At 53.3% G+C, this 13,930-nt stretch carries 12 protein-coding genes and 3 tRNA genes; 3 read left to right on the top strand and 12 right to left on the bottom strand.

The features are described from left to right. Nucleotides 1–78: 78 nt before the first annotated feature. Nucleotides 79–684, top strand: coding sequence for a rhomboid family intramembrane serine protease (locus MVD07_RS03335; protein ID WP_297498608.1), 606 nt, complete (start codon nt 79–81; stop codon nt 682–684). 31 nt (nt 685–715) lie between these two features. Here MVD07_RS03335 and MVD07_RS03330 read toward each other — a convergent pair. Then, nucleotides 716–803, bottom strand: a tRNA-Leu gene (locus MVD07_RS03330). Between the two features lie 428 nt (nt 804–1,231). Between MVD07_RS03330 and MVD07_RS03325 the strand changes: the two genes are divergently transcribed. Beyond that, nucleotides 1,232–1,309, top strand: a tRNA-Lys gene (locus MVD07_RS03325). Nucleotides 1,310–1,379: 70 nt separating this feature from the next. After that, a complete protein-coding gene (locus tag MVD07_RS03320) occupies nt 1,380–2,591 on the top strand; it encodes a DEAD/DEAH box helicase (RefSeq protein ID WP_297498605.1) in 1,212 nt (403 codons plus the stop codon). A 103-nt stretch (nt 2,592–2,694) separates the two neighbouring features. Here the strand turns inward: MVD07_RS03320 and MVD07_RS03315 are convergent. The 11 genes from MVD07_RS03315 to MVD07_RS03265 all read right to left on the bottom strand — a co-directional run bounded on the left by MVD07_RS03315 (nt 2,695) and on the right by MVD07_RS03265 (nt 13,926). Then, nucleotides 2,695–2,781 (bottom strand) — tRNA-Ser (locus tag MVD07_RS03315). Between the two features lie 13 nt (nt 2,782–2,794). Then, nucleotides 2,795–3,103, bottom strand: coding sequence for a 30S ribosomal protein S10 (gene rpsJ / locus MVD07_RS03310; protein ID WP_297498602.1), 309 nt, complete (start codon nt 3,101–3,103; stop codon nt 2,795–2,797). 46 nt (nt 3,104–3,149) lie between these two features. Then, nucleotides 3,150–4,436: a translation elongation factor EF-1 subunit alpha gene (gene tuf, locus MVD07_RS03305; protein ID WP_297498599.1), complete on the bottom strand. Its 1,287-nt coding sequence runs from the start codon at nt 4,434–4,436 to the stop codon at nt 3,150–3,152. Between the two features lie 304 nt (nt 4,437–4,740). Next, complete coding sequence (locus MVD07_RS03300) at nt 4,741–6,939, bottom strand: elongation factor EF-2 (protein WP_297498597.1); 2,199 nt, start codon at nt 6,937–6,939, stop codon at nt 4,741–4,743. A gap of 188 nt (nt 6,940–7,127) precedes the next feature. After that, entirely contained in the window at nt 7,128–7,229 is a 102-nt protein-coding gene (locus MVD07_RS03295; protein WP_297498633.1) for a DUF6516 family protein, read from the bottom strand. Between the two features lie 130 nt (nt 7,230–7,359). Further along, nucleotides 7,360–7,530, bottom strand: coding sequence for a hypothetical protein (locus MVD07_RS03290; RefSeq protein ID WP_297498594.1), 171 nt, complete (start codon nt 7,528–7,530; stop codon nt 7,360–7,362). Between the two features lie 65 nt (nt 7,531–7,595). Next, nucleotides 7,596–8,669, bottom strand: a complete 1,074-nt coding sequence (locus MVD07_RS03285) for an HD domain-containing protein (protein ID WP_297498630.1) — start codon at nt 8,667–8,669, stop codon at nt 7,596–7,598. A 489-nt stretch (nt 8,670–9,158) separates the two neighbouring features. Beyond that, nucleotides 9,159–9,959, bottom strand: a complete 801-nt coding sequence (locus MVD07_RS03280) for a GTP cyclohydrolase IV (protein WP_297498627.1) — start codon at nt 9,957–9,959, stop codon at nt 9,159–9,161. A gap of 34 nt (nt 9,960–9,993) precedes the next feature. Then, nucleotides 9,994–11,400: a restriction endonuclease gene (locus MVD07_RS03275; RefSeq protein WP_297498591.1), complete on the bottom strand. Its 1,407-nt coding sequence runs from the start codon at nt 11,398–11,400 to the stop codon at nt 9,994–9,996. Continuing rightward, entirely contained in the window at nt 11,397–13,487 is a 2,091-nt protein-coding gene (locus MVD07_RS03270; RefSeq protein ID WP_297498589.1) for an AAA family ATPase, read from the bottom strand. Before MVD07_RS03270 ends, MVD07_RS03275 begins: the two co-directional genes overlap by 4 nt. Nucleotides 13,488–13,530: 43 nt before the next feature. Further along, complete coding sequence (locus MVD07_RS03265; RefSeq protein WP_297498586.1) at nt 13,531–13,926, bottom strand: DUF1699 family protein; 396 nt, start codon at nt 13,924–13,926, stop codon at nt 13,531–13,533. Nucleotides 13,927–13,930: the final 4 nt, after the last annotated feature.

Raw genomic sequence — 13,930 nt, 5'->3', positions numbered from 1 at the left:
CCAGCGCGACGATGAACATGAATATAATCGCGGTCGCCAACAAGAGGCTCCTAAAGCTCATACTGGAGGAGCTGGAAAATGAACCTTGAGAGATACTTCTACCGCTACGGGGAGGCGACCTTTACCCTCTTCCTGATAAACAGTGGAGTGTACACCATCGAGGCAATACTTAGCAGGAACCCTTTCTGGATCAGTGACCGGGTTCTGGCGTTCCTTGGCCAGTGGAACTACGCCGTTACGCATGGGGCTTGGTGGCAGCTGTTCACCGCGATGTTCGTCCATGTCAGCATCATCCACATAGGTTTCAACATGTACTTTCTTCTCGTCCTGGGGAGTCAGCTTGAGAGGATCCTCGGGCCAAAACGCCTCGCCCTGACCTACATCCTATCGGGTCTCGCTGGAAACCTCTTAACGCTTGCCGTTATGTCGCCGTACGTCATCAGCGCAGGGGCAAGCGGTGCGATCTTCGGCATCGCGGGGGCGCTGATAACGATAAACGGGGTCATCGGGAGAAACATGCAGGGGGCGATAATAAACGCCTTTATCCTCTTCATCCTCAACAGCATCCTTCCGGGAGTCAACGCCTACGCTCACCTAGGGGGCCTGCTCATGGGGATGCTCATCGGCTACTACTACGGTCAGAGGATACGCAGGAGGCTCTCCTGGGCCTACGGCTACTGGTGATTCTCTTTTGAATTTGCTCAGAAAAGTCCGCTGGTGCGGGGGCGGGGATTTGAACCCCGGAACCCCTACGGGACGGGACCCTCAATCCCGCGCCTTTGACCAGGCTCGGCAACCCCCGCGTTGCCAAATATAGGGAACGGAGAGTGCTTATAAAGTTTGCGGTGCCTCAAACGGGAGCTCCCCAAACTCCCTGTAGGGGAGGAAGTGCTCCCCGGACTCCAAAACCTCCTCATTCACAAGAATTATCAAGAACCTTCTAATGTGTAGGATACGATTACGTCATTCAGAACGCTCTCAACATAACCGGTCCAGAAAACCACAAGGTCGGGAAAGACGTAACGCCAGACCATCCAACCGGAGTGCGGGGGAGGCCCAGTCATTGACCGTTCAGATGGTGTAGAGATACCGAGAAAGTTGCGAACGCCACAAACGGGGCAACTTCACATGATGCAAGCCATACATGCTCTAATATTAACGCTTAGACCTAAAACATGGCCCAGCACCGAAAAATTTATAAGTACCCCTGGCCTCTATGGTTTCGGGTCGTGGGCCGGTAGCTTAGCCTGGTTAGAGCGGCGGACTCTTAATCCGCAGGTCGGGGGTTCGAATCCCCCCCGGCCCGCCAAAACGCGTTTCTCCTCGGCGTGTTCTGAGGAAGAGCGCGTTTGAGACTTCAGCGTTAAGGAGCTAAAAAGATGAGTTTTGAAGAGCTTGGCTTATCCAGGGCCTCAGTCGAGGCCGTTGAGAGGAAGGGCTTCTGCAGTCCAACCGACATACAGAGGGAGGTTATCCCAATCCTCCTTGAGAAGAACAGCGACATCGTTGGGCAGTCCAAAACCGGTAGCGGTAAGACCGCAGCTTTTGGCCTGCCGATTCTTGACATGATAGAGGAGAGCCTGAAGGAAGTTCAGGCCCTGATACTCACCCCGACGAGGGAGCTCGCCATACAGGTGAGTGAGGAACTCCGCTCCCTCAGGGGGAAGAGAAGGGTTCACGTGTACGCGGTCTACGGAGGGCAGCCAATAGGACCCCAGATAAGGGCCCTTGAGAGGGGAACCCAGATCGTCGTTGGGACACCGGGGAGAGTTCTCGACCACATAAGGCGCGGAACCCTCAGGCTCGACTCCATCCGCTTCTTAGTACTGGATGAAGCGGACAGGATGCTCGATATGGGCTTCCAAGAGGACATAGAGGCAGTTTTCAGGGCAACCCCCAAGGAGAAGAGGGTGTTCATGTTTTCAGCAACGATGCCAATGGATGTCCTCCTGCTTGCCAAGAAGTACATGAGGAACCCGGAAGTGGTTATCGTCAGCAGGGACGAGCTCGTTCCGGGGGAAGTTGAGCAGGAGTACATCGAGGCCGTCCCGTCGAGGAGGTACGAGATACTCAAGAAAATCCTCTCAGATGACTTCTATGGCATAGTCTTCTGCCAGACGAAGGTGGAAACCCGGGAGCTGGCCGAGAGGCTCAGGAAGGACGGCTTTAAAGTCGAGGCCCTCAACGGCGACATGAGCCAGCCCGCTAGAGAGAGAACCTTCAGGCGGTTCAAAGAAGGCCGAACTAAAATCCTTGTTGCAACGGATGTGGCAGCCAGGGGACTGGATGTTCAGGACATAAGCCACGTCGTCAACTATTCGATACCAATGAACACCGAGCAGTACATACATAGAATAGGCAGAACGGGAAGGATGGGAAAGAAGGGGAAGGCGATAACCTTCATCCAGCCCGGGGAGCTCAGAAGGTTCAGGTACATAGCGAGACAGGCCGGCGTTGACGTTAAAAAATCGGAGCTGAGTGAGGAGTTGGCGAGGGAGTACCGCGAGATGGTTAGACGGGACGAGCTTGAGAACGAGTACAGGCAGAGATGGGGTAAGAGCAGACCCAGGCAACGGAGAAAGCGGTATTAAGCCATTCTGTTCTCTATATTTTGTCTTCTTCTGTCTCGTAGTTATTGCAAGAAAGTTCCAACGAACAAACTGGAGCCCAAGGAGTTTTGCATACAAAGGGTTTTGGCGCCGGGGCAGGGATTTGAACCCTGGCGGGCTAACGCCCACGGACTCTCCAGGCCCGCGCCTTCCCAGGCTAGGCTACCCCGGCGCATAAAATGGAATCATGAGATGAGCTCGATCTCGATGGTGACATCTTCCGGAACGCGGATGCGCATGATCTGGCGCATGGCCCTTTCGTCGGCCTCGATGTCCATGAGTCTCTTGTGGACGCGGAGCTCGAACTTGTCAAAGGTTGCCGTCCCCTCTCCGTCGGGGCTCTTCCGGGTGGTTATCCTTATCCTCTTCGTCGGGAGCGGTATGGGACCGCTCATCCTGACACCGGTTCTCTCGGCTATCTGCTTGATCTGGTCAGTGACCTCATTGAGGGCCTTAATGTTCGTGCTAGCAAGCTTGATCCTTGCCTTCTGCATTTCCGTCCCTCCTAATGCTTAGGGAGTAAGGGAAAGGAGAAGGCCTTCAATCGGCCTTCTGAATGGAGATGACCATACCGGCAGCGACGGTCTGGCCCATGTCACGGATTGCAAAGCGTCCCATCTGCGGTATTTCCTTGACCGGCTCAATGACCATAGCCTTGGTTGGTCTGAGGATGACGATTGCTGAGTCACCGGTCTTGATGAACTGCGGGTTCTCCTCGACGACGTTTCCAGTCCTCGGGTCGAGCTTGGCCAGGAGCTGCTCAAACCTGACGGCGACCTGGGTGGTGTGAGCGTGCAGAACCGGGGTGTAGCCGACTGTAATAGCGGTTGGGTGGTTGAGAACGATGATCTGGGCCTTGAAGGTGTCCTTCGGTCTGACAACGGTCGGTGGGGTGTTGGTATGTCCGGCAACGTCACCGCGCTTTATGTCGTTCTTACCAACGCCACGGACGTTGAATCCGATGTTGTCACCCGGGTAAGCCTCCTGTAGGGGCTCGTGATGCATCTCGATGGACTTGACCTCACCTTGGATCGGCTTGTGGAAGATCGTGCTGGCCGGCTCGAAGATGATGACGTCGCCAACCCTAAGCACACCGGTCTCAACTCTGCCGACGGGAACGGTGCCGACACCCTTGATGGAGTAGACGTCCTGGATCGGGATGCGGAGCGGCTTGTCAACGGGCTTCGGCGGCTCGGGTATCTGGTCAAGGGCCTCAATCAGGGTTGGCCCCTTGTACCAGGGCATCTTGTCGCTCTTCTTGACGACGTTGTCACCCTCCCAGGCGCTGATCGGTATAACCGGGAAGTTCTTGTAGCCGAGCATCTGAAGGAGCTTCTTGACCTGGTTTGCAACCTGCTCGAACTTCTTCTGGTCGTAGTTGACCATGTCCATCTTGTTGATGGCGACGATTATGTGGTTGATACCGAGGGTCCTCGCGAGGAAGGCGTGCTCCTTGGTCTGGGGCATGACGCCGTCGGTGACCGCGACGACGAGAACCGCGGCATCGGCCTGGCTGGCACCGGTGATCATGTTCTTAACGAAGTCCCTGTGGCCCGGGGCATCGATGATGGTGATGTACCTGTGCGGGGTCTCGAACTTGGTGTGGGCAACGTCGATGGTAATACCCCTCTCGCGCTCCTCCTTGAGCCTGTCCATAACCCAGGCGAACTTGAAGGACTTGCCCTTCTCACCCATCTCCTCGAACTTCTTGATGATGTTCTCCGGTATGTTCGCGGTGTCGAAGAGCAGCCTTCCGATGGTAGTGCTCTTGCCGTGGTCGACGTGGCCGATAAACACTATGTTAACGTGTGGCTTCTCCTTTGCCATCTTCAAACACCTCCAAATTTTGGTCTAGTCCGATTGACTAGGACGGCTTTTTAAATCTTTCGAACCTCAGCCCCCTCGGGCGGGAAACCCGCCGTTGACGGGGAGGCCTCATGAGTCCCGAGCTAAGTTGAGAAGCGGGTTTAAAAAGTTAACTACGGTGGTTTGAACAGAAAAATGTAAACCCCGGCCCTTCTTCCTTCCATACCTCCCAGATCCTCCAATGGCTACCTCCAAAGCAATCTACACTGCTGGAGGATTCCAAACCCAAAGGAGCTCAGAAAAGTGTAGAATAGGGCCAAAGCCCTCACTGCTGTGGGCAGACATCCTTCTCGGTCGGCGGGTTCGGGTTGAAGCCTTTCCTCTGGCGTATCTGCCTGATGATGTTGACTGCCAGCTCGTTCGGAACGCGCTTGAAGCCTGCATGCTCTGTACTCCAGAGGGCCCTTCCGCTGGTCGCTCCACGGATGGCTCCGGCAAACCCGAACATCTCCGCGACCGGGGCCTCCGCGATGATTATCATGACCTCACCCTCCTGGCGCATGTCTATTAGCTGACCGCGCCTCTGGTTGATCTCCCTGCTGACCGCACCCATGTACTCGTAGGGCACGTTGATGATGACCTGCTGGTAGGGCTCGTAGAGAACCGGGCCGGCCCTCATCATGGCGCAGTGGATTGCAGTCCTGATCGCTGGATAAATCTGGGCTGGACCGCGGTGGACGTTGTCCTCGTGGATCTTTGCATCGTGAAGCCTGACGATGACTTTCATCACCGGCTCTTTAGCGAGCGGTCCCTCGTCCATCGCCATGTGGAAGCCGTCGACGAGCAGATCCATGACCTCGTTGAGGTACTGGATACCCTTGGTGTTGTCGAAGAACATGTTGCCGTTGTAAACGTCAACGATGCCCTTGGCCATCTCGTAGTCCATTCCAAGCTCTGCCAGCTTCTTGGCGACCTCCTTCGGGTTCTTGGGCCTTCCCTCGGGTATCTCGCCCTCGCGGATGGCCTGATATATTTCGTCCGGCATCGGCTCAACGGTTATGTAGAACCTGTTGTGCTTGTTCGGGGACTTTCCTTCCACTATCGGGCTTGGCCTGCTGATGCTCTCGCGGTAGACTACTATCGGCGGGCTGACGTCGACATCTATCTTCCAGTCTTCCTTGAGCTTGACGAGCTTGACCTCAAGGTGGAGCTCACCCATGCCGCTAAGGAGATGCTGGCCGGTCTCCTCGTCAATCTTGACGTGGAGCGTCGGATCTTCCTTAGCGAGCTGCCTCAAAGCCTCGATGAGCCTCGGAAGATCCTTGACGTTTTTCGCCTCAATGGCGACGGTAACAACCGGCTCGCTCACGTAGTGGAGGGCCTCGAAGGGCTCTATCAACTCCTGAGCGACTGTCTCACCGGCCATGGCATCGCGGAGACCTGTTACCGCGACGATGTTTCCGGCTGGAACGGCCTCCATGTTTATTCTCTCTGGCCCCATGTATATGCCGACCTGCTGAACCCTGGCCTTCCTCTTGCTGTTGATGAGGTAGACCTCCATTCCGCTCTTTACCGTTCCGCTCCAGACACGGCCGGTGGCTACCTCTCCGGCGTGCTTGTCTATGATTATCTTGGTAACAACCATGACCATCTTGCCCTTCGGGTCACAGCGGAGCATAGCCTGGCCGACGTCACTCTCGACCTCGCCCCTCCAGAGGTGAGGAATCCTGTACTTCTGAGCCTCAACCGGGTTCGGGAGGTGCTTGACGACCATATCGAGAACCACAACGTGGAGCGGAGCCTTCTTCCTGAGGGTCTTTAGATCACCGGCGTTGGTGAGCTCGACGATGTCCTTGAAGGTGACGCCGGTCTTCTTCATGAAGGGCACGCTAAGGGCCCAGTTGTAATAGGCTGAGCCAAAGGCGACGCTCCCATCGTTGACGTTGACGAGCCACTTCTTCTTGAAGTCGTCGGGGGCATAGCGCTTTATGAGCCTGTTGACGTCGGTGATTATCTTCGCAAACCTCTGGAGTATCTCATTCGGGCCGAGCTTGAGCTCCTTTATAAGACGGTCGACTTTGTTGATGAAGAGAACGGGCTTGACGTATTCACGAAGGGCCTGCCTGAGAACGGTCTCGGTCTGGGGCATAACACCCTCAACGGCGTCGACAACGATAATCGCACCATCTATTGCACGCATAGCCCTTGTAACGTCACCGCCGAAGTCAACGTGGCCCGGCGTGTCGATCAGATTGATGAGGTATTCCTTGCCCTCGTACTCGTGAACCATTGAGACATTAGCGGCATTGATTGTAATTCCCCTCGCCTGCTCCTGCTCGTCGAAGTCGAGGACGAGCTGTTTTCCGGCGAGTTCCTCGCTTATCATACCGGCTCCAGCCAGAAGGTTGTCGCTCAGCGTCGTTTTACCGTGGTCAATGTGAGCAGCGATTCCCATGTTTCTGATCCTCTCAGGCTGGGTCATCAACTCCTTAATCTTCGCAATCATCTCTTCCCTTCTTCCCATCTACATCACCATCCTTGGATGAGCTTGTCGGCTTAACTTAAAAGGCCCGGTTATAAAGCTTTTCCCAGTGGGACTTCGAGCCGGTGGGGGGCACGTAATACTACTTAAAGGTTTTGGATAAGGCGAGATGTCGTGGAGAGTGAATCCCCAAAGTTACCTCGTTTGAGGGATGCACATTTTTGTCATCATCAATATACTGTGGTAGGGTGGTGGGACACATTGTCCCAGCGAATAATTAGCTTCTCCCCTTTCTGCCATTGGAAGGAGTAGTTATATCCCTCACAGAACACAAACTCCCGCACGTACAGAACGCTCCCATCAACCAATCTCGCCTTATATTTTACAGGAAATAGAAGTCAGATCCTTCCTTGTAGTTGAGTGCCTCATAGAACCCAACTACTTCGCTCTCTTCAAGCAACTCTAACTCTCTGGGCATTCTAGATCTCCCTCAGCTTTTTCTGGAAAGCTCTCCTCGCTTTCTCTCAGCTTCTTCTCAAACTCCTCAGGTGGCATGCCGTACTTTCGCTCAAACTCCGCTATTCTCTCGCGTATAGAGACAATCTCCGAGATGAGCTTAAGCTTCTCATACATGATTATCTCGTCCTTGGTGACAACGACCTAGCTCATACCCATCACGTACCAACTCGGTGTGAAACCTACAAAAGCTTTTCTAAGGCATCCTGGACTTCTTCCTTCACATCTTCCCTCGCGTAAACCCCCCAGCGCCAGTAGCTCTCCCCGACATTGGCCAGTGCCCGCACGAGAGGAGAAACGTCGCTGAGCCTCTTCACCTCACCCTCAACGAGAACGAAGGCGTTCCTCTCCTCGAACTTCGGCTTGGGGGGATAGTCAACAAGGACAAGGTGCCCGAACTCGGCCTCAAGCTCAAGCCTGAGCTCTTCAATGGCTTCCTCCCCGGGGTCCTCACCGCTCAAAAAGACATGCTTATAGAGCTTCCTCTCATCAATGGCTTTGATAAGCTCCCTGACCTCCGGTTTCTCACTCATCCTCAGCCCCGCAACGAGGTCAACCTCGTCCATAAACCTAATCTCCTCAAGGGGTATTCCCTCAAGCTCAACGGCCTTCACAAGCATCGTCCCGGCTATCCTTGCAGTGTGGTGCTGGTAAACCGTTGGGTACATCATGCTCCTCGCCAGGAGGAGGTTCTGACCGGCCATGATGCCCTTCTCAAGGAGTATCAGCCTCTTCCCATCCCAGCAGAGGTTCCTCACGAGCCTTTCAAGATCGACTATCCCGTAGGCGACGCCGGTGTAGTAGGCGTCGCGCACGAGGTAGTCCATCCTGTCCGCGTCTATATCACCGCTGACGAGCGGGTTTTTCAGGAGACCTTCAAACTCTCGGAGGGAAAAGTTCTCCTCAAGGATGTCACCTATCCCACCGTGCTTTATGAGCCAGCGAGTGTTTTCCTCATGCTTTGGGTAGAGTGCTTCAAGGGTGTGGGAGAATGGGTAGTGGCCGAGGTCGTGGAGTAGGGCCGCGTAGACAACCCCCTCCTCGATTTCGGGGTTTCTCGTAGAGACGAGCCTGGCCAAGTGGTAAGTTCCAAGGGAGTGCTCGAAGCGCGTGTGCCTCGCGGAGGGGTAAACGAGGAAAGCTAAGCCGAGCTGGGTAATCCTCCTGAGCTTCTGGAACTCGGGAGTATCAACCAGCTTTACCGCGAATTCGTCGAGCTCGATTCCGCCGTGTATCGGGTCGTGGACGAGCTTCATGTCAATCGCCATTGGGAAGTAGGAAAAAAGCTAATAAACCTAACCGCCCAAAACTCAACCGTTGGCAGGATTCCGACCCTCCTGCCCGAGGGGCATTAATACGCCCGACCGGGCAATTAGTAATACTTTGGTTGGTGGTATTTAACTTTTACTTTGAGATTAAGGTACAAATTCCAAAAAAATCGACCATTAGAGAGATGGGATGGATATAACGCAAGTAATGAAGCGAAGTACTTCACGTTAGTGACTGGGATACGCTAAGGTTGCTGAAGTTATTCAACAGAATTTTTAATCTCCCTGAAAATTTCGACGGCCAAAAATGAGAACATAGCATCGAATTTCGAACCTTCAACTCCATTACCCTGTACTGTCCAACGCGGAGACGCTAAACGGCATCGTATCCCCTGAGCGGACGTCAAGCCTCGCGAGCGGAAAGAAGGCGAGCTTTGAAATCCTGTCCTTAATCAAATCTCTCTCACTCTGAAGAGTTCAGCTCCACGTCTCGGCTATGACATCGTGCTTGTGGATGCTTTCCTGGCTTATGACCCTCACGTGAACCTTACCGCTAAAGCGCTCCTTGGCCTTGGAAAATATTTCCCTAGCCACGTCCTCAACGAACTTGGGGTTTTCGAAAATCTTCTGAACGACGGCGTTCTCATCGGGAGTTTTGAGGAGGGTATAGGTAGGACTGCTGAAGGAGCTTTCAACTACGTTCACCATTTCCTCAAGGGTTATCCCCCTATCAAAGGGCGCTTTCACCTCAAGTTCCCCTATCGCGCGCTGGATGTGGGTTTTTCCGCTGTTGTTGGCCATTGCGTGGGGACAGACTGTGTTGCCTATGACCTTAACGCGGAGAACCTTCTCGAAGGAGCCGTCTTCGTTCTTTATTACCCCGACCTCGACGTCGTAGGGCTCGTAGGAAAGCCTCTTGCTCGCGGGAGTTTCCCGCGGGATTATGAGGTGCGTCCTTATCCAGACCTCGGCTCTCTTGTGAGGGTGCTTCCCCTCAAGTCTCTTAATTATGCACCTGCCGAGTTCTTCCAGCGACGTGTGGGCCTCCTTTACCTCCTCCTCAACGGCCTCGCTCATCGCCTCGGTTATGCTCTCCACGAGGCGGCTCATGTGGATGCCCTTCTTCTCCGCCGGGAGGTCTATGGTGACCTCGAAGACAGGGAGAAAGGTGTAAACTCTCCCCTTCCAGTTTATCTTAGCCACACTTCTGAGGTTTGTTATCCCTACCTTTCTCAGGGGTTCCCGTATGGCTGGCCTCTCTTCCTGTGTCTCTATCATTTCTCTCACCCGAAGGTCATAGTGGAACCTCCTTTTAAAGCTCACCGCAGAAGTTTAGAAGGAACCCTCTTAGCCTCTCTCTAAGTTCATCATCAAGGTAGACTCCGCTACCATCTATACTAACTCCATCACCAATCCTAGAGATTTCATAACCAAAAATTCCCAGTTTGGTTCCGTCAAAGAACCTCAGCACGTCGCCCTCTCCGGGTGCAAAAAAGTCTGGGAGCCAGTAGTTGTACCTGCCCTCCAGTCGGGGGTAAATCAGAAGAACTCCCCCACCAAAAAGCTTGGCGTAAGCGTAGGCTTGATAAAGCTCAGAGCTGTTCCTTACGAGCTTTCTAACCCTCCTGCCTTCATTGTTAACCCGGACGTAGAGGTCGCGGTACTTCACTTCAACAACGCACGCACCTTTCCCGGTTCTAATAGTTATGTCCGGTAGGGGGTTTCCCATCATGAAGACTGCTCTTTTCTTAATCTCGTAGTCCCTAGCGTTCCTTATTATGTGAGGCAGGCTTTCCTCAAACCTGACCTCGGCATCTCTCCCGAGGGCACTTCGTATGGTTTGATAGATTAGTGCCTCAAAGAGCTCATCCATGCTGATGAAAATGCCCGGGAATATTCTGTCTCCAGTTCCAAGACCTGTAAAGGCTGACAGTATTGTCTCCGCAAGGTTGAACACCGTCCTAAACCTCTCATTAAGATGGTTGAAATTTACCCTAGCACCATCCCCGGGATAGGGGAAGTCAACCCCTTGGAAGGCACCAATCAGTACTCCACCGAGCCTTTTGGTTGGCTTCCATTTTGCGGTGCTCACAACAACGGATAGGGCCCCTTTTAAGATCCTGTTGAGGGGGTTGTTTTCGAGCATTAAGGAATACCTCACGGGCAGCTCAGTCTCCCAAGGAGGCCTTCTAGCCATCCTGCTCACCAGAATCCTACCTCGGATAACCCTGGAGCTCTCTTCTATCTCCCCATACTCCAGGTAAAGCCCCTCACCCAGAGCCTTGGCAAGGAGAAGAACGTACATACTCTTGAAGAGCTCGTCTATGTTCCCGCTCTTGCTGTATTCATCCCCTATAGCGTTGAGATGCCCGCGCTCCAGTCTCATGCCCTTCGCGAGATTTAGAAGATGTAAGAAGAACTGGATTGACCTCCTATCGTCGGGATCTGCTCTGAAAGGCTTGGGAAGGACCTGGAAGGTTATCCTCTCATTCCTTCTAACATAATAGGCAAAGCCGATGCTCCCATGGGCTCTCAAATAGTGCTCGCGCCTTCTGGGTGAGTACTCTATGCTAAAGACTCTGTGTCTCCTCCCATGAATGGCGTTGACAACCTCAACAAAGTGGGAGAGCTCGGAGTGAGATAGGTTGACCCTCATTTCCCTTAGTCTGCTCAGGGGAATCCTTTCGAATTCATGCAGCCTTACAACAGCCTCTCTCATTTCTCGCTCACCAGTCGCCTGAGGGTTTCTATGAACTCTTCATCGCTCATCTCGGCTATTCTGCCCTTTTCATCTATGAAGCTAAAGCCTGGAAGGGCCCTCCTCAGTGCTTCCCAGTTGCCGTAAAAGTACTCCTGAAGCAACGGAAGTATCTTATAGTAAAAGGCCCTCTTTAAGGCCTTGACCTTGTCTTCTGCCAGAGAAACCTCCATGAGATAGCCATGACCTATGGTGTAGTCCTTGCCTCTCTCCTCCTCAACGGCCTCGTTTATCCTAACGAGCAAATGCTGGAGGTTCACACCTCCTACCTCCACGCCCCCCAGCAACTCCGGCTGGGGGAGGAGTTCAACGAAGGCGAAGCGCCTCCTGAGGGCCATGTCAAGGAAGGCTATGCTCCTGTCGGTTGAGTTCATGGTTCCGATAATGTACAGGTTCGGGGGGAGTGCGAAAGGTTCGCCTGAGTACGGGAGGGTAATCACCGTCTCCATGTCTCCCCCAAGTCTTTTGTCTGGATCCAAGAGCGTTATTGCCTCACCGAGGATCCGGGAGATGTTTCCTCTGTTTATCTCGTCGATGATGAGGATATACCTCCCATGCGGGCTGAATTCAACTTTTTCTCTCCTTCTTCTCTTTTCAAGGAACTCCAGTACTTTCTTTTTCATCTCCACGTAGTTTTCCGATATTGAGCCCCCTAGCCCGCGATAGATTGCCTCAATTGTCATTCTCTTGAGAACACCATCGTTCACCAAGTAAACCAGTCTCCCATTTTTCTCCACTGGCCTGAAACCCTCTATAAAGTCCTCGTAGCTGTAGGACTGATGAAAAGTGACTACCTCAAAGCGATCCGCCCTTCTGCCTAGCTCCATAGCGGTCATCGTTTTGCCCGTTCCAGGAGGACCGTAAAGTATAAGGCCCTTAAAAGTCTCAAGAACCTCACTCAGGGACTCATTCTCCTCCTCACCCTCCTCCGCAGCCTCTTCTCCAGCCCTGTGGTGGTAGAGGTAGGGGTTGTCCTTTAGGAGGTAGTAGTAGAAGTCCCCGCTTGAGCTGGTTTTCCCTGAGGTTCTGCCGAGATACAGCACGTCTCCGCTCCTGGAAATGCCGGCGAACTTGGGATCCAGAAACTCGGGGTTATATCGACCAAAAAGGGTTCTGTCCTCAAGTTCATCAATGAGCAGGGGGTTCTTTGAACCGAGGCGATCATAGGGAACAAAGCCTCCGTAGAGATACCCCCTGAACTGGCCAAGAACGACAAAAAGACCTCTGTCCGTGAAGCGGGCGAAGACAAGTTCACCGGGCAGGGGGAGTACGTAGAGGCCCCTATTGATTATCAGGTATATCTCCTTGCCCATTTTCGCCCCCAGCAGTGCATAGTGCCTCTCCCTGACGACGACATCACCAATCGTTCCCTTTATGGGCTGAGGAGAGGGACTACCAAAAAGCACCTCAACACCATCCCAGAACTCCAGAGGTGAATAGTATGGGTAGAGGGGATATGGAACCTTCCCAACACGCAAAAACAGCTTTTTACCCCCGGGTTCCTTAAACGTATGAAGGATGTACACCTCATCGGGAGTGTCGTATATGCTGTGGAAGAAGGCGTAGCCACCGGGGAGCCTGGGAATGAACACGACCTCTACCTCTGCCGGAGCCGTAAAATCGAGCTTCATGTCCCCAAAGATAACCACCCTGTCGTTGACCGTCAGAAACACGTATATGGGCGGTTTTGAGAAAGTTATCCTCTTAACGTTCTCTCGGGGATTTTCCGAAAGGGGGTACAGCGCGATCTCCCCCCCTCCGCACTTCGAAAATACCCCCACATGCTCCCTTCCGGGAAAGACTATAACCTCGGACTGGCAGGAGATTGGAACTCCTTTTTCCCACCCCACTAAGGGTTTGCCGGAGGTTTCAAAAACATGCAAAAAGCGGGAGTCATAGTCATCCCTCACCAGAACGGCCACGTAGTCTCCGTTGTCTGAAAGTTTCATTTCCTCAACTGCGAACCCGATCCTTTCCTCTTCGTACTCCTCGGAAAGATACGAATTTATAGAATCAACCGTTCCCTTTATCGGTTCAAAACGTCCCATAGACAAACACCCCCACTTTATAGGAAAAAGACGTTAATAATTTTTATCTCCTAACTTCTCCCCTGACGAGGTAGTAAACCGTTCTGAGGGGTATCCCGAGGCGGGTGCTTATCTCCCTGATAGGGGTGCCTTTATCGGCCAACTCGCGGACGAGCCTAAGAGTTTCCTCATCGTACTTCCTTGGCCTGCCCCTTGGCTTCTTCTCGGGGACGAGCTGGATTCCAAGCTGTTTAAGGGCAGCTATGACCTTTTTCGAAACCCTTGGATAGAGACTCGGTGGACAGGAGATTTTCTCAACGTTAGGGGCATTCTCAAGTATCTTGACGACGACCTCCTTGGTAGGTCTCAGGCTCACATAAACTTCTCTTACGTTATCATCAAGCCCCTCCAGCTTCCTGAGGAGCTCTTCATAGGTTCTCGCGTTGACCTCGACGCGCATCCTC

It is taken from the genome of Thermococcus sp. (assembly GCF_027008145.1).
Taxonomy (GTDB): domain Archaea; phylum Methanobacteriota_B; class Thermococci; order Thermococcales; family Thermococcaceae; genus Thermococcus.
Note: the sequence above shows the minus strand (reverse complement) of the source record. Positions and strands in the feature narration are given on the sequence as shown.